Genomic DNA, 20603 nt, shown 5'->3' with positions numbered 1-20603 from the left:
TCAAGGCGTTTCAGGAAGCGAAAAACGGCAAAATTGTCGTCCTGACGCTGCACGGGGTGCCCGACTACGCGCACGATTGGGTGACGACGCCCCCGGCCATTTTCGAAGCGTACATGAAATACCTGCACGACAATCAATATACGGTCATTGCCCTGCGGGATCTGGAACAGTACGTCGATTACAAAGAAGCCCTGCGCACCATTCCGGCCCCGCTGCCGCCGGTTTCCATTCAGGTCGATCTGAACAAGCCAAAAGGCCGCATGGACCCGATCTGGGCGTGGTTTGGCTACGACGAACCGAATTACACCTACATGAAAGACGGCAAAAAGCTGCTGTCCGAACTAGCCGCGCTGAGTCCGGTGCCGGTGTACGTGCGGGCGCACAGCCTGCTGGTGACCGGCGACGGAAAACCGGCCCTCAAGTGGGGCTCGACCAACGTGTATACCGAAGATGCGAAAGGCAAACCGGTGTATAACTGGACGGTTGTTGACAAAATTTTCGATACCTACATCGAGCGGAAAATGAAGCCGCTGGCGCAGATCGGTTTTATGCCCGAAGCGCTGTCGTCCAAACCGCAACCCTACCGGCACGACTGGCAACCCGGCCAGCCCTACGACAAGATTTACACCGGCTGGCGGTATCCGCCCAAAGATTACGAAAAGTGGGCCGAACTGATTTTTCAGTGGGTCACGCATTCGGTGAAACGCTACGGCAAAAAGGAAGTGGAAAGCTGGTACTGGGAGCTGTGGAACGAACCGGACAGCCCGTACTGGGGCGGTACGGTCGACGAGTACAACAAGCTCTACGACTATTCGGTGGATGCCGTCCGGCGGGCCCTGCCGACGGCCAGAGTGGGCGGTCCGCACGTCACCGGGCCGCAGGGCAAACGGGGCGCCACCTTCCTGAAAGCGTTTCTGGATCATTGCCAGAAGGGCAAAAATTACGTCACCGGCCAAACCGGCACCCCGCTCGATTTCGTGGCTTTTCACGCCAAGGGAGCGCCCCGGCTGGTCGATGGGCACGTCCGGATGAATCTGGGGACCCAGCTCCGCGACATTTCGAGCGGTTTTCAGATCGTGGCCTCGTACCCCGAGTTCAGCAAATTACCGATCATCCTTGGCGAGTCGGACCCCGAAGGCTGCGCGGCCTGTGGCATGAAAACCAATCCCGAGAATGCCTACCGCAACGGGACGTTGTATTCTAGCTATACGGCGGCCGCTTTTGCCCGCAAGTACGAGCTGGCCGACCACCACCGGGTCAACTTGAAAGGGGCGGTTTCGTGGTCGTTCGAGTTCGAAGATCAGCCCTGGTTTTACGGTTTTCGCGACCTGGCGACCAACGGGGTCGATAAGCCGGTTTTGAACGTGTTTCGGATGTACGGCATGATGCGCGGAAACCGGGTTGAGGTAACGGGCAATATGGCCTACCCAACCACCGCCGTTCGCGATTCGAGCGTGCGCCGGGCGGCCCCGGACGTGAACGCGCTGGCGGCCCGGGACACGACTTCCAACACCGCCACCGTGATGGTCTGGAATTACCACGACGACAACGTTTCCGCCCCGGTTTCGCCCGTCGATCTGGCAATCAAAGGTTTGCCGACGAAGCAGGTGCTGGTGACCCAATACCGGATCGACGAGGAACACAGCAATTCGTACGCGCTCTGGCAGAAAATGGGTTCACCGCAACAGCCCACGGCCGCTCAGATCAAAGAACTCGAAGAAACCGGGCAACTGGCGCAGTATGGCTACCCGGTCCGGACGGACGTGGCGGCTAACGGGGAAGTGAAGCTAACGACGGTTTTGCCCCGGCAGGCGGTGGCGTTGTTTACCCTGACGTGGTAGTAAAAGTTGTATTGCGGAGTTAAGCAGAGGAAATCAGCGGTTAGCAGAGGCTCCGCTCAACTCCGCAATACACCCTCCTTTTCTAAGAAACGTATGAAGAAAATAATATTCCTTCTCATTCTCAGTCATTCACTGCTTGCCCAACCCCGCTGGCCGGCCATCACGCAGCAGACCAAACCGTGGACCCGCTGGTGGTGGATGGGCAGCGCCGTCAACCAGAAAGACCTGACGAGCCTGCTGGATCAGTACAAAAAAGCCGGGCTGGGGGGCGTCGAAATCACGCCGATCTATGGCGTCAAAGGGGAAGAACGCCAGTTCATTAGCTTCCTGTCACCGACCTGGATGACGATGCTCGACCACACGCTGAAAGAAGCCAGCCGGCTTGGCATGGGCGTCGATCTGGCGCAGGCGTCGGGCTGGCCGTTCGGCGGACCGTGGGTTAGCTCGGCGGATGCCTGCAAGTACGTCGTCTACAAAACCTACAGCCTGAAAACCGGGGAGAAAGTGGCGGAACCCATTTCCTACACCCAGCAACCCATCAACCGGACGGTGGGCGAGAAGATCGATCTCAAAAATCTGGTGGAGCCGATTGCCAAAAATCCGAACCTGCAACGGCATGCCTTCGATCAGGTGCGGTTCGAAAAACCGTTGCCGCTGCAAACCCTGATGGCCTATTCCGACAAAGGACAAACCGTTGACCTGACGGCGAAAGTGGACAGCAAGGGCGCGCTGAACTGGACGGCACCGGACGGCAAATGGACCTTGTACGCGGTTTTTCAGGGCTGGCACGGCAAGATGGTGGAGCGGGCGGGACCGGGGGGCGAGGGCGACGTGATCGACCATTTTTCCAAAACCGCCACGCAGAATTACCTCCGCAAATTTGATGCAGCGTTCAAGGGCCACGACCTGAAAACGCTGCGGGCGTTTTTCAACGATTCGTACGAAGTGGACGACGCGCAGGGCGAAAGCAACTGGACGCCGGCCCTGTTCGACGAATTCAGGAAACGCCACGGTTATGACCTGCGCGACCACCTGGCGGCTTTGTTTGGGAAAGATTCGGACGAAAAAAACCGGCGGGTTTTAAGTGATTATCGATCCACCATTTCGGAGCTGTTGCTGGAAAACTACACGAAAACCTGGAGCGAGTGGGCCAAAACGAAGGGCAAGATCATCCGCAATCAGGCGCACGGTTCGCCCGCCAACATCCTGGATTTGTACGCCATCACCGACATTCCGGAAATCGAGGGCACGGAAATTCTGCGGATTAAATTTGCGTCGTCGGCGGCCAACGTAACCGGCAAGAAGCTCACGTCCTCCGAGTCGGCGACCTGGGATAACGAGCATTTTCTGTCGAAGCTGAGCGACATCAAGAAAGACATGGACCGGTTTCTGCTCGGCGGAGTGAACCACACGTTTTACCACGGCACCAACTATTCCCCGCAGAATGCCGCCTGGCCGGGCTGGCTGTTTTATGCCGCCGTGCATTTCAATCCGAACAATACGTTCTGGAATGATTTTGGAAAACTGAACCAGTACGTAGCGCGCTGTCAGTCGTTTCTGCAGGCCGGAAAACCGAACAACGACGTGCTGGTGTACCTGCCGATTTACGATTCATTCACGCGGCCCGGCAAGGTGCTGCTGCAACATTACGACGGCATCGAACACGGTTTTAAAGGGTTGCCGGTGGAAGAACACGCCGAAACGCTCTGGAAAAAAGGCTACGGTTTTGACTTTATTTCGGACAAACAACTGCTGAACGTCACGACGGCCAACGGCAAATTGCAAACCGGTGGGGTAGCCTACCAGACGGTTTTGGTGCCCGAAGCGAACTACATGCCGGGCGGCACGTTCCAGCAACTGTTCAAACTCGCGCAGAACGGGGCCACGGTGGTGTTTGTCGACGACTTGCCCGAAGATGTTCCCGGTTTTGGAAATCTGGAAACCCGGCGGGCGGCTTTTAAAAAGCTGGTGAGCCAGCTCAAATTCACCGAAAGTAAGGGCATCCGGAAGGCGGCAGTGGGCAAGGGTGCGTTTCTGGTGGCGAAAAATGCCGATGCGCTGCTGGCGGCTGCGGGGGTTAAACGGGAGCGAATGGTGGACAGCGGTTTACAACTGGTGCGCCGGAGCCACGCCGGCGGAAACTATTATTTCATTGCCAACTGGGGTGAAAAAGCCGTAGAGGGCTGGTTTCCGCTGAGCAGGGCGGCCCAATCGGTGGCGCTCTACAATCCAATGACCGAGCAGCTGGGCATGGCCAACGTCCGGACCTCGGCCGGGGGCGGCAGTGAGGTATACCTGCAACTGGCACCCGGCGAATCCTGCATCCTGGAAACGTCGCATACGGTGGTCAGCGGGCCGGCGTATGCGTACTGGCAACCGGCGGGTCCGGCGCAGGCCATCAAAGGCAAATGGACGATCAACTTTGTATCGGGCGGTCCGCAGTTGCCAGCCCGCAACGAAACCGAAGACCTCGGGTCGTGGACCGATCTGGAGGGGGATTACGTCAAAAGCTTTTCGGGCATGGCTTCCTACACGATTTCCTTTCCAAAACCGGAAGGAACCGGCGCCGGCTGGCTGCTGAATCTGGGCAAGGTGGCCGAAAGTGCCCACGTGCGGCTGAACGGCAAAGAGATCGGTACGTTGATTGGCCCGACCTACCAGCTTTATATTCCCAATGCTCAACTGAAAGCCACGAACGAACTGACGGTTTTTGTTTCCAACAGCATGGCCAACCGGATTGCGGAACTGGACCGGGAGCACATCAACTGGAAGAAATTTTACAACATCAACATGTCGGCCCGGCTGCGTGAAAACCGGGGTGCGGACGGCAATTTTACCGCCGAAAAGTGGAAACCGCGCGAATCGGGCCTGATCGGGCCGGTGACGTTAATGCCTGTGAAAGGAGGAAAGGGGGAAGGGGAGTAAGGGAGAAAAGCCTGTCGTTTTCCTGCCCGTTACCCTTCTCCTTTCCTCCGTTTCTCCTTTAATTCTTCTCTCCTTCTTTTATGCAAGAACTCGCTTTTACGATGCAACTGAAACCCGGCGTGGAGGCTGAATACCAGCGCCGTCACGACGAAATCTGGCCGGAACTGTCGCAGGCCCTGACCGAAGCGGGCATCCGCGATTATTCCATCTTTCTCGACCGGGCCAGCGGGACCCTGTTTGCCGTCCAGAAGCGGGAAGAGAACCACACCGCCGACCAGTTGCCGGGCCTGCCGATCATGAAAAAATGGTGGGCGTACATGGCCGACTTAATGGAAACCAACCCGGATCATTCGCCGGTCGTAAAACCGCTGGAGCGGGTCTTTCACCGGGCGTAAGCGACCGACCAATTATCGTACAAACAGGCAAAAGACCGGTCGGAAGGCCGGTCTTTTTTTGTGGCTTCGTCAATGGCTTTGGCGTGCTTGAAAACCGGTTGAGGGTCAGGACTTAAAAATAAAATATTGCGCCTGGGATTTTAAAAAAATTAAAAAACTATTTATACATTACCATGATGTCACAATACAGTTACCCGTTCCTGTTTTAACGCTATTTAGAAGCACTTTTACGTAAACCCTTGTATGAAAAAACCTTTCCAATTTCACCATTCCGTGGTGGGCCTGGCGATCCTGTGCGCCATTCTGGGCGCGGTGTCTCCGAGTCTGGCCCAAACCATCCGGGTCAGCGGCAAAGTCCAGTCCGCCACCGAAAAATCCGATCTGGTCGGAATCTCCATCGTCGTCAAAGGCACCAACAACGGCACCACCACCAACGCCACCGGCGAGTATACCATCAATGCGCCCGCCACTGGTACGCTGGTTTTTTCGTTTATCGGTTTTGCCAAGCAGGAAATCCCGATTAACAACCGCAGCACCATCGACGTCACGCTTCAGGAAGACAACCAGCAACTGAACGAAGTGGTGGTAACGGCGCTCGGCGTAAAGCGGGAAAAGAAGCAGTTGGGCTACTCGGTTTCGGAAATTTCCGGCACCAAGATGGCGACCACCAACGAGTTGAGCCCCATCAGCGCCCTGCAGGGCCGGATTCCCGGGGTGCAGATCGACCAGGGCGCGGGCGGTTTGATGGGCAATACCAAAATCCTGATCCGGGGCAACTCCACGCTGTCGACGAACAACCAGCCGATCTTCGTGGTCGATGGCGTGATTCTGGACAACGACATTTACGACGAGAGCGGGCGGGATTTTGGCAACAGCCTCAAAAACCTGAACATGGAGGATTTTGAAAGTGTGTCGGTGCTCAAAGGCTCAGCCGCGGCTGCATTGTACGGCACCCGGGCCATTAACGGGGTGATTCTGATCACGACCAAAAAAGGCGTTGCGCGCAAGGGCATCGGCGTCAGCGTTTCGCATACCGTTAATGTGCAGCAAGCCTACCGCGGACCGGATTTTCAGAATGAATACGGCGGGGGAACCGTCGGCGCTTTTTTCACCGACACGCGGGAGCCGAACTACAAACCCGACGAAAGCTGGACGACCAAGGTTTTTCCGACCAACAGCGAAGGGAAACCGTACATCGACCGGCAGATTGGCCGGGAACTCGAGAACTGGGGACCCCGGTTTGCGGGGCAGCAGGTGGTGGATTACGACGGCAAAATGACGACCTACCAGGCGTATCCCAACAATTACCTGGACGCCTTCCAGACCGGGCTCGGCAACCTGTCGAACATAGCCATCGACGGCGGGGGTGAGCGTTCGACGTTCCGGTTTTCGTACAACCGCGTGAAAAGCCGGGGGATCAATTACAAAAATGAACTCGAAAAAAATGCGTTCAACCTGCGCGTTACCCAGAATCTAAATAAATTTCTGGTGGCGGATGTGACGGCCGATTACACCACCAGCACCGGCAGCAACCCACCCAGCCTGGCGCTGAACAACTACATCTGGACCTTCCCGCGGAACTACGACACCAAATACTGGATGAAGCGGGAAAACTACCTCGGCTACAACGGCGGGCTGCGCAACCCCAGCGACCCGAACGAGCCCAACAAAGTGCCCGGGGCCGATTACTGGTTCAACATTTTTGAGAACGATTACCTGCAAACCGAGCAGATGGTGCGCGGCCGGGTGGCGCTGACCGGCACCGTAACCGACTGGCTGAAACTTCAGATCGAGGGCAATTTCAACAACCTGTACACCAAGAACGAAACCAAGGAGCTGGGTCAGGGAGCCAACTTTACGGGGGGTAAGTACGGGTTGGGGCACTCGACCAAACAGGCCACGTTTATGAAGTGGATGGCGATTTTTAATAAACCGATCACGAAAGACCTGGATTTTAACGGCTACCTCGGCGGGGAAGCGCAGAATTATAACCTGTCGTATAACTACTCGGAAACCAACGGCGGGTTGACCTATCCGGGCAACTTTTTCCTGGCCAACTCCATATTGTCCCAGATTTCGCGGGGCGGTATCCGGACCCGGCGGGCCTACCGTTCGCTGTATGCCAGCGCCGATTTTGGCTACAAGGACCAGCTGTTTTTGCAGGCCACGTTCCGCAACGACTGGTCGTCGGCGCTGACCTACAAAGACGGCAGCGGTAACAATTCCTACAGCTATCCGTCGGTCAGCCTGTCGTGGGTGTTCTCGCAGGCGTTTCATTCGACCCTGCCGTCCTGGATCAGTTACGGAAAACTGCGCGGCAACCTGGCCGTGCTGGGGGGCGACATCGATCCGTTTGTGCTCAACCCGGGTTTTGCGTTCCGGAATTACACGAACACCGGCGGTTTTGGCGACCAGCCGATGTCTACCTACAGTTCGGCGACGACCTTGCAGCAGAACATTAAACCGCTGCGGAAAATTGCCAAGGAAATCGGCCTGGAGCTGAAAGTGCTCAACAACCGGCTTGGCATCGACGTGTCGGTGTACCGCGACAACTCCCGCAACCAGCCCCTGCCCATTTCGTCGGCCATCGAAACCGGGGTGAGCAGCATCCTGATCAACGCCGGGAACATCCAGAATACCGGGATTGAGATTGCCCTCGATGCGACACCACTCAAAATTGGCGCTTTTAGCTGGAACACGCTGGTGTCGTTCTCCCACAACCGCAACAAGATTGTGGAGCTGTACGGCGACCGGGAATACTACGCGCTGGCCGACGAATCGGGCGGCAGCAACGACCTGATTCCGTACGCGAAGGTGGGCGGAACCTACGGGGTCGTCCGGACGAAGATTGCCGCCAGCCGGTTTCAGGGGGCCGACGCCAACGATCCCCGCAACGGCCTGCCCATTCTGACCTGGCGCGGGGATGCCCGGGCGGCTTTTCCGGCGCGCAGCAACGAGTGGAAAGACGTGGGCGACATCAACGCCAAATTCCGGGGCGGCTGGGACAACACCTTTACCTTTAAAAAGCTCTCGCTGAACGTGTTGTTCGATGCCAAAATCGGTGGGGACATGATCATCACCTCGCTGCGCTACGGCACGCATACCGGCGTGTTTACCAGTTCGTTGCAGGGCCGCGATGCCGAACACGGCGGTATTGTCTGGACCAGCAAATACGACAACAAAACCTACGACGACGGCATCATTCCCGAGGGCGTTTTTGCCGCCGGACAAACCGTTACGCAGGCCGATGGCTCGGTGGCGAATGTGGGCGGCATGACGTTCAAGGAAGCCTACGACAAGGGCCTGGTGGAACCCACGCACCGGCCGCAGTACAACTACCGCTACGGCTCGTTCTCAACCGCCGTGGGTGACTACTGGATCACCGAAAACTCCTGGATCGCGCTGCGGCAGATTTCGCTGAGCTTCCAGATTCCGCAGAACATTGTGCAGAAAGTAAAACTGAACGGCCTGTCGATCAGCCTCGTTGGGCGGGATTTACTGTATCTGTACAACACGCTTCCGCTGAATTTTAACCCGGCGTCCAACTATTCCAACAGCACCGCCGTGCAGAAGGAAATCGGTTTTATCCCGCCCATGACGCGCATGCTGGGCGTTACGCTGCGGGGTAATTTCTAGTCGTCCAATCCTTTACCGAACGTCTTAACGATCTCATTCATGAAAAATATTATTCGATGGAGTTTTGCGGTCATCCTGGGTTCCGGCCTGTTCGTGACCACCTCCTGCAAAGAAGATTTTGGGAACATTAACACTGACCCCAGTATTGTTACCGTCCCGGACCCCAAATACCTGTTTACCTACTCGCTGGATAACCTGGCGTCGTACAAAGGCAACGAGTGGGTCTGGGAAAGTCTGGAGCAGACCCTGCGGTTTTCGCAGCACCTGACCACCGACCCCTACGAATTGTCGACCAACATCAACGCCCGGTATTCGGCTTTTTTCGCCAATATTCTCCCCAATCTGGTGGAAATTCGCAAGCAGATCGACGCGAAAACCGACAAAGACCGGTTTCAGAAAATGCGGGCGGCTACCTACGTGGTGGCAGTTTACCAGGGCTTGCAGGTGACCGACCTGAACGGGTCCATTCCGTACACGGAGGCCATTCAGGGGCGGGTGGAGCAAAACTTTCGGCCGGTCTACGATTCGCAGAAAACCCTGTTCGACACCTGGCTGACGGAGCTGACCGAATCCGCCAAAACGCTCTCGTCGAATCTGGCCGATCAGGAAAACTACGGCAATTCGGATATTTTCTACCACGGCGACTGGACGAAATGGGCCAAACTCGCCAACACGCTGAAGCTCCGGATTGCGGTGCGCTACGAGGGGCAGGATAAAACCCGGACCCAGCAGATTTTTAAGGAAGTGATGGAGGATGCGACGGGGCCGATTGTCGAGGACGCCGACCAGTTTGCCTACCTTGACCCGGATAGCGACCCCATTGGCGGCAGCATCGACTACCGCAGCACGCGCTTCGCCACCAATTCGATCATGACCTTTCTGAAGTCGACCAACGACCCGCGGCTGAAAATTTACTTTACGCCCAACGATCTGATCCCCAGTGCGCTGGATACCATCAAAAAGTATAACCTGACGCTGCCGTCGTTCATCAAAACCGGTGATCCGCTGATCCGGTATCAGGGCGGCCCCGCCGACTGGACCACCAACCAGGCCGTGGCGCAGTACTATAAAAATCCGTTCAACGCCGGCGTCAACAAGTACGTTCTGATGTCGGCCATCAACCGGCCGTTTTTTGCACCCCGCCGGAACGGCGCGACCGGCACCTTCCACGATTACATGGTGACGAGCGCGGAAACCTGTTTCTACATCGCCGAAATGATTACGAAAGGCTACGGAACGGGCGTCAACACGAAGGGCACGGCGGAATTCTGGTACAACAAGGGCATCAGCGCGTCGATGAAAACCATGAACGCCATTGCCATTGCCGCCCAATCGACCACCGGCCTGACCAGTGCCGCCGATCAGGAAATTGCCGCGTACATTGCCCAGCCGAAGGTAAAACTGGACGGTACCAACAACCTCGAACGGATTTACATTCAGCAGTATCTGAGTTTCATGCGGCAACCAACGGAAGCCTTCACGTTTGTCCGGCGCACCGGTTACCCCAAAAACAACTCGACGTATTACCCCCGCGATCCGTTCAACGAGCTGATTCCGCGCCGGTTCTGGGTGGACGAACCGCCCCTGGGCACCAACAACGAAAACTGGCTGAAAGCGCAGCAGGAGCAAGGATTTACGCCCAACGACCGCACCCCGCAGACCCTGAGTACCCAGCGACTCTGGTTTGATAAAAACAGCCCGGCTTTCGGGCAGGGGAACTAATGCTCGGCCAACTCAAACCAGTAAGGTCTCCAAGACCTTACTGGTTTGATCTTCATTAATTGATCAACGACTAGCGGCAACGCGCCTAGATGAAAATTCCGGCGGGCCGGAATGTTGAAACGGCGGTGATTTCCACAAACATGAGGTGCCGCTGGCACTTGACGGATGAACAGTGATAATCTTCTGATGTACAGTAAAATAAAGGCTTGGCTGGGCAGTTGGTTCCTCGTTGGGATGGCGGTAACGGTTTGGGCGCAAACGAAGCCGTCCATCACACCGGTTTCGGACGCGAAAATGCGGGCGGTTTTCGACGAAGTTAAAACACCGTACAAATACGGAATCGTGGTGCCGCAACCCGATTCGGGGCGGCTGGTGGATAGTCCGACGGTTTTTCGGAAAGCCGGGCGCTGGTACATGACTTACATCCTTTTCGACGGGAAAGGCTACGAAACCTGGCTGGCGAAAAGCGCCGATCTGCTCCACTGGACGACCCTGGGCAAGCTCCTGTCGTTTACCGAAACCGGCTGGGATGCTACCCAGAAAGCGGGCTATGTGGCGCTGGTCGATACCGAATGGGGTGGCTCCTACGACGTTGAGAGGGTGCAAAACCGCTACTGGCTGTCGTACCTGGGCGGCTCCGAAAAAGGCTACGAAGCCGGTCGGCTGGGCGTCGGAATGGCCTCCACCAGCGACCTGACCCAGCCCGTGGAAGCCCGGCGACGGGCGCAGCCGGTGTTGTCGGCCATTGACCGGGACGCCCGCTGGTACGACAACAAGACCATTTACAAAAGTCTGGTCATTCGGGATAAAGCCCAAAAAACCGGCTACCCGTTTTTGATGTATTACAACGCCAAAGGCGAAAAACCGGATGCGGACGGCCGCGGTTTTGAAAGCATCGCGATGGCGGTTTCCAACGATCTGACGCGCTGGAAACGCTACGGACAGGAACCGCTCATTACCCGGAAAACCGGAATTTGCGGGGATGCACAGATCACCAAAATGGGCGATCTGTACGTTATGTTTTACTTCGGCGCGTTCTGGAAACCCGGCGCGTTCGAGCGGTTTGCCTGTTCCTACGACCTAGTGAACTGGACCGACTGGACGGGCGAGGACTTGATTGCGCCCTCCGAGCCCTCCGACAAAACCTATGCCCACAAGCCCTGGGTCATCAAGTGGAACGGCGTGGTGTATCATTTCTACAACGCCGTCGGCGAGCAGGGCCGGGTGATCGCCGTAGCCACGTCCAAAGACCTGGGAACGAGTTCGCTGGGCCGGTAGCGGTTTTCGGGTTTCAGGTGGCGCGGGTGTAGAACGCCTTCAGATTATCGCGGTAACTCCGGCTCCATTTCAACTGCTGTCCCGTTCGGAGCCGGACCCGGTATTCGCCGTTGAAATGCGTTTCAATTTCGGTGACGTAATCCAGGTTGATGATGTGCGAACGGTGAATCCGGACGAACGTGGCGGGGTCGAGTCGGGTTTCCAGGTTCGTCAGGCTTTCGTAGATCAGGTGATTTTTCTCCTCGGTATGCAGCGTGATGTAGTTGCCGTCGGCGTCGAAATACAGAATAGCGTCCGTATCGACCAGACTCATTTTCCCGGTTTCCTTCACCAGAATCCGGCGGAGGTAGGCCCCATCGGCTTGGCCGGTTTCGTCGCGCAGAAGCTGCCCCATCAACGCTTCGACCTGGGGCTGCGACCGCTGGGCCAGGCGTTCCTGCGCCCGGTTCAGGGCCTGATAAAACCGGATTTCGTTGAACGGTTTCAGCAGGTAGTCGATGGCGTTGACCTCAAACGCCCGCAGCGCATACTGGTCGTAGGCGGTCGTAAACACCACCATCGGCTGGTGGTACGCCCAGATTTCCTTCATCACCTCAAAACCGTCGCGTTCGGGCATCTGAATGTCCAGAAAAATCAGGTCGGGGCGGTGTTGCAGGACTTTCAGAACGGCTTCGGTGCCGTTGGTGGCTTCGTCGACGATGTCAAAGGCCGGAACGGGTTGCAGCAGGGTCCGAATGGCCTGCCGGGCCAGCCGTTCATCGTCAATAATGAGCGAGCGGTAGGGCGTCATGGTAGTGGGGAGTTGGAGCCGTGAGGCAGGGCAGGGTCAGAGCAACGGTGGTGCCGTTGCCGGGCGGTTGCACAAACGTCAGCCGGGCCTGTTCGCCGTACGCCTGTTGCAGGCGGTATTTCGTGTTGCTGAGTCCGAGTCCGTTGCCGTTCGAGCGTTTCTTCCGCGACTGGTTGCCCAGGCCGTTGTCGAACACTTCGAGCAGCAGGCAGTCGTCCACCCGGCGGGCCGCAATCCGGATTCGGGCGCCGTCGGTCAGGTCGGCGATGCCGTGGGTGACGGCATTTTCGACCAGCGGTTGCAGAATCAACTGTGGCACCAGGCTGTTTTCGGCCCCGGGGGCGATGTCGTATTCGATCTGCAACCGGTCCTGAAACCGGATCTGCTGAATGGTGAGGTATTGCTGCGTCAGCTTCAGTTCTTCCCGCAGGGTCAGAAAATTGTCGTGCTGGTGGGCCAGTACCCCGCGCAGCAGATCGCTCAGGGCCGTCACCATGTCGATGGCCTTGCGGTTGTCGTGTTGCAGCATCAGGCTCACAATGGCGTGGTGGGTGTTGAACAGAAAATGCGGATTCAGTTGCATCTTCAGCGCCTGAAGCTGGGCGTCGGTCAGTTGGGCCTTGAGCTGCGAATTGGTCAGCTCGGTCGCCAGGTGCTGTTTTTCAAGCCGCTGGTAGCGATTGTCGTACAGAAACACATTGTACAATACCAGCACCAGCAGATAAAGGGTGGTGCCCCAGCTGTATTCGGCCGCAAACCACTTCAGAATGTTGTCCCAGGGCAGTTCCTTGGCGGTTTCCCATTGATACAGCGGTTTTATGGCTACGTATTCGACCGTCCGCACCGTCAGGGTCAGGAAGGAAAACGCGAGCAAATGAACGAAAAACCGGCCCGCCAACCGCCCTTTGGGACCCCGGATGTTCAGCGGAAACCGCCGGGCCAGGTAGAGGAGCAGGGGCGTGCTGAACATCCACAAAAGCCAGTGAAGGCCCCACTGGGCCCAGCCCGCATACAGCATTTTGTAGGGGCTGATCCACTTGGTGAGGGAAAATTCAATGAGGGTAATTCCGGCCTGAACCATCCAGAATAAAACGATGTATTTCCAGATTCGCCGGGTGGAGCAGGGCAAACCCGTTTCCTGATCAAATAGGTTAATGGTAAATTTCGTCATCGTGCAAACCGGTTCCTGTGGTCACACTAAAAATACCGCCCCGCCCGAAACCGGCCCAACTCTTTTCTTTGAATCGCCCCAAAATCCGGGTGAAGCGTCGTATTGGCGGTTTGGCTTCGGTTTTCCGCAGGCCACCACTTCCGGGCGCCGGCGGACCAATTCTGAAAACCGGCCGTTCGATCTTTCAAACGCCATCGTTTGCCGGTTGAATAATCCGGCTGTCGGTTCGCATAATCGCGCTGTCGTTTCAGCGGTTCCGGTGGTAGTTTTGAAGCAGTCAAACAACAGCTAATGAATCTGAACGCATTTTTTCTCACGGCGGTACTGAGCGTCGTGCTGACGGCCTGCGGCAAGAGCGGCCGCGACAACGCCCCGGAACCGCAGCGGGGCTACGTGACCGGCACCGTATCCGACACCCGGGGCGAGCCCATCGAAGGGGCGCTGGTGTATATCGACAATACCGGACCGCTCATGTCCGGCGCTTCGGGACACACCGATTCGAAGGGAAAATACCGGATCAAAATGGCCGCAGGAACCTACCGGGTGTATGCGGTTTTTGAAAAGAAATACGCCGGAAAAACCTACACCATCCAGTTGAAGCCGAGCAACCCGGACAGCTTCTCGGACGACGACAGCCCGGTGGTCGATTTTCGCTGGGTGTTGTCGGGTCAGGAACCGCCCCCGCTGGTGGGGTATTTCGGCGGCTACATTGGCCTGTACCAGGGCGAAACCAACATCCCGAAAAACGAAGTGGAGTTTACGTTTTCGCCCCTCGAGCTGATCGACGGCAGCGCCGGAAAGCCCGTGGTCCGGAAGGCTACCCAAGTCAGTACGCAGTACCTGGAAGACATTCCGCTGGGCAAATACCGGGTGGGCGCGGTGCACAAACCGGCGGGCGGAGGGGCCGCCCGGGCGATCCGGCTGAAAAACCGGGATACCAAAGAAACCAGTGCCGAAACCGGTACCATCAGCCTGGAATTTGAACCCGAATCGGCCGGATCGTATCGGGGCAACATCGAGTACTACGAACCGTAACAACAAACCAGATGGCTTACACGAACAAAACCATTACGAACACCAAAACCGGGCAGACCATCCGGTTTCTCCGAACGGCCGACGACACCTTCGGCGAACTGCTGGAAATGGAGGCCACCTTTGCCCCCCAGACGGCCGAGCCCGTGGCCCATTTTCATCCCCACCAGGTGGAAGATTTCCGGATTGTTTCGGGAAAATTAGCCGTTCGCATCGACGGACAGGTGAAGTTTTTCCGGGCGGGCGACCGGTTTCACATTCCGAAAAATACCGTGCATTCGATGTGGAATGTGAACGATCAGCCCACCGTGGTCAACTGGCAGGTGAGTCCGGCGCTGGAAACCGAATATTTCCTGGAAACCACCACCGGACTGGCCAACGACGGTAAAACCAACGCCAGCGGAGTGCCGTCGATATTGCAGCTTTCGTTGCTGCTGGGGCGGTTTTCCAGCGTGTTCCGGCTGACCAAACCCGGCCCGGCGGTGCAGAAACTGGTGGTGGTGCTGCTGGGTCCGGTAGCCTGCCTGCTGGGCTATAAATCGATGTACCCCAAATACCTGAATTAGCAAAACCGCCGACCCAGAAGCGTTTTGCCGGAACGGTCTGAACCTGTCCCATCACACCATAACCAACAAAGACGAATGAACACGCTGTTTCCAAAAACCGCCTATACCCGTGCGCTGGGTGTTGCGCTGGCGGTCCTGCTGCTGGGTGCCGGTTGCTCCAGCTCGGACGATGAACCCCAGGCGGACGGGCAAACCGCAGGCTACCTGTCGGGCCGGGTGACCGATTCGCAGGGAAAACCGCTGCCGGGAGTCACCGTTCTGGCCGATAATACGCTGCTGTACAACAGCCACCTGGAAACCAGCAGCGATGCGGGCGGCAACTACCGCATCAAAACGCCGAACGGTAGCTTTCGGGCCATTGCCCAGATTCGGAAGACCTACAACGGCAAGTCGTATACGCTGTACCTGAAACCGGACAACCCGGCGGCTTTTGCCGGGGACGAAGGGGCCGTCCGCAATTTTCAATGGCAGCTATCGGGCGAACACCCCGATCAGTCGGGCTTGTTTTACGGGGGCGACGTCTCGCTGAACAAAGACCTCATGAGCGACCTGTACGACATCGAGAACGTTGCGTTTACGTTCACGCCGGTGGGGCCGCTCATCGACGGATCGGAGGGAAAACCGCTGCGACTGAAGAGCGGAGAACCGAACACCGAATTCTACGGTCGTTTGCCGGACGTTCCGATCGGGCGCTACAGGATCACGGCGGTGCACCAGCCCAGCGGAGCCGTCGTGATGGTGAAAAACCGCAACGGCACCTACTTGGCGGACGGGTCTGTGACGCTGGATTTTTACGGCGAAACCGGTCCCTGGGCCTGCAACAACTGCATGGTGATCGACTACAAAGAACGTTGACCAACGGCATTACACTTCGTCAATTCATAAAAAGTGCGCCGGGTGCGGATGGTAAACCCCAAAAGGTTTGCGGTCCGTACCCGGTTTTTGCGTTTACTGAACCGAAATAATGATATTTTGCGGCCGGTTACCAGAAGGTCCAGTTTTTTCGGAAACTGACCAGAAGAGTCACTTAGCCTTACTAGTCAATGCAGATGAAAATTCTCTTTTCGGTTCTTCTTCTAAGTTTCGTGAGCGCGGTCAGCGCGCAGACCCCCCCAAGGCCGTCGACCCAGTATGCCGGCTCCCGGGCGCCGTTGCACCAGAATCCGTATCAGGAACTGCCGCTCGGGGCCATCAAACCGCAGGGCTGGCTGCGCGAAATGCTGGTTCGGCAGAAAAACGGCGCCACCGGCAAACTCGATCAGTTGTATCCGTTGGTTATGAACAACCGCAACGGCTGGCTGGGCGGTGACGGCGACCAGTGGGAGCGCGGACCTTACTGGATCGACGGACTGCTGCCGCTGGCGTATATTCTGGAGGACAAGGAGCTGATTGCCAAAGCGAGACCCTGGGTGGAATGGGCCCTCAACAGCCAGCAGGCCGATGGGTATTTTGGCCCGTCGAAAGACTACGGACCGGAACCGGGCATTCAGCGCGACAACAGCCGCGACTGGTGGCCGAAGATGGTGATGCTCAAAATTCTAAAGCAGTATTACTCCGCAACGGGCGACCCGCGGGTAATTAAGCTGATGACCCATTACTTCAGGTACCAACTGAACGAGTTGCCGCAAAAACCGCTCGACCACTGGACGTTCTGGGCGCGCTACCGCGGGGGCGACAACCTGATGGTGGTCTACTGGCTCTACAACATCACCGGCGATAAATTTCTGCTGGACCTGGGTGATCTGATTCACAAACAGACGTTTGACTACACGAACGGTTTTCTAAACACCGATATGCTTTCCAAAGCCGGCAGCATTCACTGCGTCAACCTGGCGCAGGGCATCAAGGCCCCGGTGATTTACTACCAGCACCACCCGGAGCAGAAATACCTCGACGCGGTTGAGAAAGGCTTCGCCGACCTCCGGAAATACAACGGCATGGCGCACGGGCTGTACGGGGGCGACGAAGCCCTGCACGGCAACAACCCGACGCAGGGATCGGAGCTTTGCTCGGCGGTGGAAATGCTGTTTTCGCTCGAAAGTATGCTTGAAATAACCGGAAAAGTGAGTTTTGCCGATCACATCGAAAAGATTGCGTTCAACGCCCTGCCGACCCAGGTGTCGGACGATTACATGACGCGCCAGTATTTTCAGCAGGCCAACCAGGTGATGGCGACCCGGCGCACCCGCAACTTCGACGTGAACCACCACGGCACCGACCTGTGTTTCGGGCTGCTTTCCGGGTACCCCTGCTGTACGTCGAACATGCACCAGGGCTGGCCAAAATTTGCCCAGAATTTGTGGTACACCACGGCAAACAAAGGCGTTGCGGCCCTGATCTACGCGCCCAGTGAAGTAAAGGCCGTGGTGGCGGGGAGCACGGAAGTGTCGTTCCGGGAAGAAACAAATTATCCGTTTGAAGAAACCGTCAAATTTACCTTGAATACGCCCAAAACCGTCAAATTTCCGTTCCAGCTGCGCGTGCCGGAATGGTGCCGGAAAGCGTCCATCAAGATCAACGGGAAAGGCTGGCAGGAAGTGGACGGCAACCGGATTGTCACCATTGAGCGGGAGTGGAAATCGGGCGATGTGGTGGAACTGGAACTGCCGATGCACCTTAAAAAAGACCTTTGGTACGAAAATTCCATGTCGGTGGAGCGCGGGCCGCTTGTTTACGCCCTGAAAATGGGGGAGGAAACCAAACTCGTTCAGAACGAGAAAGATCCGATTGAGTACGGTTCTTCGTACACCGAAATCCGCCCGACCACGCCCTGGAATTACGGCCTGATTCAGGTGCCCGATAACAAGCTGGAGGAGAATTACAAGGTTGAAAAGAAAGGGGCGGTTTCCAACTTCCCGTGGAATCCCGAAAGTGCCCCGATTACCATCAAAACGAAGGCCAAACGCATTCCGTCCTGGGAACTTTACAACGAGATGACCGGCCCCATTCCGTACAGCATCACCTACCAGCTCGAAACGGGTCCGGAAGAAGAAATTACGCTGATTCCCTACGGCTGCACCAACCTTCGGATTTCGCAGTTTCCGGTGGTGCGGAGGAAGTGATAAACGGCATTTTTTCCGATTATTCGTGGGTGACTAAAACGTAATCCACGGACCGTCTTTGGGCTAAATGCCGCGATCAACACCTATGCTGTATTGACGACCCGATCCGAAAAGAGTCACCTTTTTCTGGATGAAAAACCCCTGGCAATCGGGCCCGTACTTGTAACCAGAACGTAAAATTTTGTTGCCGCTTGCAAGCGGTGAGAGCACCATTCAACCGCTGAATGGTGCTTTTTTGTTTCCGTCAAAAAAAAACCGCCCGCAGCCGCAGGTTTTTCCCATCTTTCGCACCTAATCCCATGTGTTCACCTTTAACGATACCGTCCGTTTGCAGGAATCCGAATTAATTGCTGCGCTGAAAGCGGGCCGGGAGTCGGCGTTCCGGATGCTCGTCGAAAGGCATCAGGACAAGGTCTACAACACGGCCCTGGCGATCGTGCAGCAGCCCGAAGAAGCCGAGGATATTGCGCAGGAGGTGTTCGTGGAGGTTTACCAGACCGTCGGGCAGTTTCGGGAAGAAGCCCGGCTGACCACCTGGCTCTACCGCATCACCACCTCGAAAGCCCTGGCCCACCTGCGGAAGCGGAAAGCCCAGAAGCGGTTTTCGCGGCTGACGAGTCTCTTCGGACTCCACAACGAAGTGCTGTATCATCCGCCCGACTTCCACCATCCCGGTGTTTCGCTGGAACGGCAGGAGGAACTGAACACGCTTTTTAAGGCTGTGGAGCAACTGGCTGACAACCAGAAAGTAGTCTTCGTTCTGCACTATGTGGAAGACCAAAGCCACCGCGACATTGCGGAGGTGATGCAGCTAACGGTGTCGGCGGTGGAATCGCTGCTGCACCGGGCCAAACAGAATTTACGCAAACACTTGACCCCGTTTTATCGGGATAGAAAGAACCCGTGACACCATGAACCAGGACAGAGAAGATCAACAATGGGAAGACCGGTTTCGGCAATTGGGCAAGCTGGCGCCCGCCCAGCCCCGGCCTTTTTTCTATACGCGACTGGAGGCCCGGCTGAACACCCGGATCGGGCCGTCAGAAGCCGCGGCCGTGTTGCCGTGGTGGTTGCAAAAACCGGCCTACGCGCTCGGAACGCTCGGTATGCTGGTGGCCCTGAACGTCGCCGTGGCGGCTTGGCAAAACCGGCCCGCCGTTCCGGAAACCGATCCCGGCACCTACGAGGCTTTTGTGCAGGATTATCAGTTGAACCACCAAACCGCTTTTGTCGATGAATGATCGAAAACGCTACCGGTTGCTGGTCGGAATCATCGTTGCGCTGGTGCTGCTGAATGCCGGACTAATGGGCTGGATGTGGTTCGGACCCCGGAGTCACCGGGAAGGACGCGGGGACGGGCGGTCCTATCTGTCCAGAACCCTGGGCTTTTCGGAGGAACAGCGGACCGAATACCGGGCCATGCGACAACGGCATTTTCAGACGATCAAGCCCTTGCTGGACTCCCTGCGGCAGGAACGCAGGCGGTTTTTTGAGCAGGTGAGCGATTCGGCCCAAACCGATGCGCAACTGATGCAGCAGGCCCGGCAACTCGAAGAAAAAAACGCCCGGCTGGACGTGCTGAACCTGCGGCATTTTCAGCAGGTGAGCGCTTTGTGTACGCCCGAACAACGGCAGAAACTCAAACAGGTGCTGGCCGAGCGACCCGGTTTTGGTCCGTTTGGCGGCCCCGGCCGGCCGGGAAAACGCGGCTCCGACCCGACTCGGCGGGACCGTTCGGAAAAATAACGATTTATTTTCGCCGGACTCCGCAGGGTTTCCGGCGACTTCACACCTAAGGAAGACAACTAAACAGCTTACCAACATGAAAAAAGTACTGGTTATTGCCCTGCTGCTGGCCGGGATGACGGTTTTTGAAAGCAACGCCCAGAACGGACCCGGCGGGGGCGGGGGCCGGATGATGGAAGGAATGACGCAGGTGGAAGAAAGCGCGCTGCCCGCGCCGGTGATGGCCTACGTGAAAGATAAATACCCGGGAATGACCGTTCGGCGCATCATGAAAGACAAGGAAGATAACTATTCGGTGGTGGTGGTGGCCGATACCACCCGGAAAGTTGTGGTTTTTGACGCCAAAGGCACATTCAAAGAAGAAAGAGCGATGCGGGGCCGCCGTCCGCAAAACAAATAAGCCCGACAAACGGTATTGGTTGTAATCCTTGTGTCAGGA

At 56.9% G+C, this 20603-nt stretch carries 17 protein-coding genes; 15 read left to right on the top strand and 2 right to left on the bottom strand.

Annotated features, from left to right (window positions below):
- Positions 1–113 precede the first annotated feature (113 nt).
- From ACYVHX_RS02315 to ACYVHX_RS02290, 6 genes are all read left to right on the top strand, one after another.
- Positions 114–1841, top strand: coding sequence for a GH39 family glycosyl hydrolase (locus ACYVHX_RS02315; protein ID WP_460670412.1), 1728 nt, complete (start codon positions 114–116; stop codon positions 1839–1841).
- A 93-nt stretch (positions 1842–1934) separates the two neighbouring features.
- Entirely contained in the window at positions 1935–4766 is a 2832-nt protein-coding gene (locus ACYVHX_RS02310; RefSeq protein ID WP_460669976.1) for a glycosyl hydrolase, read from the top strand.
- A gap of 80 nt (positions 4767–4846) precedes the next feature.
- On the top strand, positions 4847–5161 hold the full coding sequence (gene rhaM, locus ACYVHX_RS02305; protein WP_460669975.1) for an L-rhamnose mutarotase: 315 nt from the start codon (positions 4847–4849) through the stop codon (positions 5159–5161).
- 243 nt (positions 5162–5404) lie between these two features.
- A complete protein-coding gene (locus ACYVHX_RS02300; protein ID WP_460669974.1) occupies positions 5405–8797 on the top strand; it encodes a SusC/RagA family TonB-linked outer membrane protein in 3393 nt (1130 codons plus the stop codon).
- 39 nt (positions 8798–8836) lie between these two features.
- A complete protein-coding gene (locus ACYVHX_RS02295; protein WP_460669973.1) occupies positions 8837–10519 on the top strand; it encodes a SusD/RagB family nutrient-binding outer membrane lipoprotein in 1683 nt (560 codons plus the stop codon).
- 186 nt (positions 10520–10705) lie between these two features.
- Positions 10706–11797, top strand: a complete 1092-nt coding sequence (locus ACYVHX_RS02290) for a glycoside hydrolase family protein (RefSeq protein WP_460669972.1) — start codon at positions 10706–10708, stop codon at positions 11795–11797.
- Between the two features lie 13 nt (positions 11798–11810).
- On the opposite strand, the gene ACYVHX_RS02285 is transcribed toward ACYVHX_RS02290, so the two are convergent.
- Both ACYVHX_RS02285 and ACYVHX_RS02280 read right to left on the bottom strand, forming a co-directional pair.
- Positions 11811–12587: a LytR/AlgR family response regulator transcription factor gene (locus ACYVHX_RS02285; protein WP_460669971.1), complete on the bottom strand. Its 777-nt coding sequence runs from the start codon at positions 12585–12587 to the stop codon at positions 11811–11813.
- The gene (locus ACYVHX_RS02280; protein ID WP_460669970.1) at positions 12559–13758 is read right to left on the bottom strand and encodes a sensor histidine kinase; all 1200 of its coding nucleotides are present in this window, start codon (positions 13756–13758) and stop codon (positions 12559–12561) included. The genes ACYVHX_RS02285 and ACYVHX_RS02280 overlap by 29 nt, the downstream gene beginning before the upstream one ends.
- Between ACYVHX_RS02280 and ACYVHX_RS02275 the strand changes: the two genes are divergently transcribed.
- The 9 genes from ACYVHX_RS02275 (at position 13742) to ACYVHX_RS02235 (ending at position 20564) form a co-directional block, all read left to right on the top strand.
- On the top strand, positions 13742–14050 hold the full coding sequence (locus tag ACYVHX_RS02275; protein ID WP_460669969.1) for a hypothetical protein: 309 nt from the start codon (positions 13742–13744) through the stop codon (positions 14048–14050). The two genes, ACYVHX_RS02280 and ACYVHX_RS02275, sit on opposite strands and share 17 nt — an antisense overlap.
- Positions 14050–14793 carry a carboxypeptidase-like regulatory domain-containing protein gene (locus ACYVHX_RS02270; RefSeq protein WP_460669968.1) on the top strand — a complete coding sequence of 248 codons (744 nt, stop codon included), beginning with the start codon at positions 14050–14052 and terminating at the stop codon, positions 14791–14793. The genes ACYVHX_RS02275 and ACYVHX_RS02270 overlap by 1 nt, the downstream gene beginning before the upstream one ends.
- Positions 14794–14804: 11 nt before the next feature.
- Positions 14805–15356, top strand: a complete 552-nt coding sequence (locus ACYVHX_RS02265; protein WP_460669967.1) for a cupin domain-containing protein — start codon at positions 14805–14807, stop codon at positions 15354–15356.
- A gap of 75 nt (positions 15357–15431) precedes the next feature.
- Positions 15432–16211: a carboxypeptidase-like regulatory domain-containing protein gene (locus ACYVHX_RS02260; RefSeq protein WP_460669966.1), complete on the top strand. Its 780-nt coding sequence runs from the start codon at positions 15432–15434 to the stop codon at positions 16209–16211.
- Positions 16212–16405: 194 nt separating this feature from the next.
- Positions 16406–18418 carry a beta-L-arabinofuranosidase domain-containing protein gene (locus ACYVHX_RS02255; RefSeq protein ID WP_460669965.1) on the top strand — a complete coding sequence of 671 codons (2013 nt, stop codon included), beginning with the start codon at positions 16406–16408 and terminating at the stop codon, positions 18416–18418.
- 301 nt (positions 18419–18719) lie between these two features.
- Positions 18720–19325 carry an RNA polymerase sigma factor gene (locus tag ACYVHX_RS02250; protein ID WP_460669964.1) on the top strand — a complete coding sequence of 202 codons (606 nt, stop codon included), beginning with the start codon at positions 18720–18722 and terminating at the stop codon, positions 19323–19325.
- A 4-nt stretch (positions 19326–19329) separates the two neighbouring features.
- Positions 19330–19659 (top strand): hypothetical protein, encoded by a 330-nt coding sequence (locus tag ACYVHX_RS02245; protein ID WP_460669963.1) that lies wholly within the window; start codon positions 19330–19332, stop codon positions 19657–19659.
- Positions 19652–20164, top strand: coding sequence for a Spy/CpxP family protein refolding chaperone (locus tag ACYVHX_RS02240; RefSeq protein ID WP_460669962.1), 513 nt, complete (start codon positions 19652–19654; stop codon positions 20162–20164). The genes ACYVHX_RS02245 and ACYVHX_RS02240 overlap by 8 nt, the downstream gene beginning before the upstream one ends.
- Before the next feature lie 76 nt (positions 20165–20240).
- On the top strand, positions 20241–20564 hold the full coding sequence (locus ACYVHX_RS02235) for a hypothetical protein (RefSeq protein WP_460669961.1): 324 nt from the start codon (positions 20241–20243) through the stop codon (positions 20562–20564).
- Positions 20565–20603 lie beyond the last annotated feature (39 nt).

The organism is Larkinella ripae, from assembly GCF_054780775.1.
The sequence above is the reverse complement of the archived record's forward strand: the minus strand, read 5'-3'. Positions and strand labels throughout refer to the sequence as shown.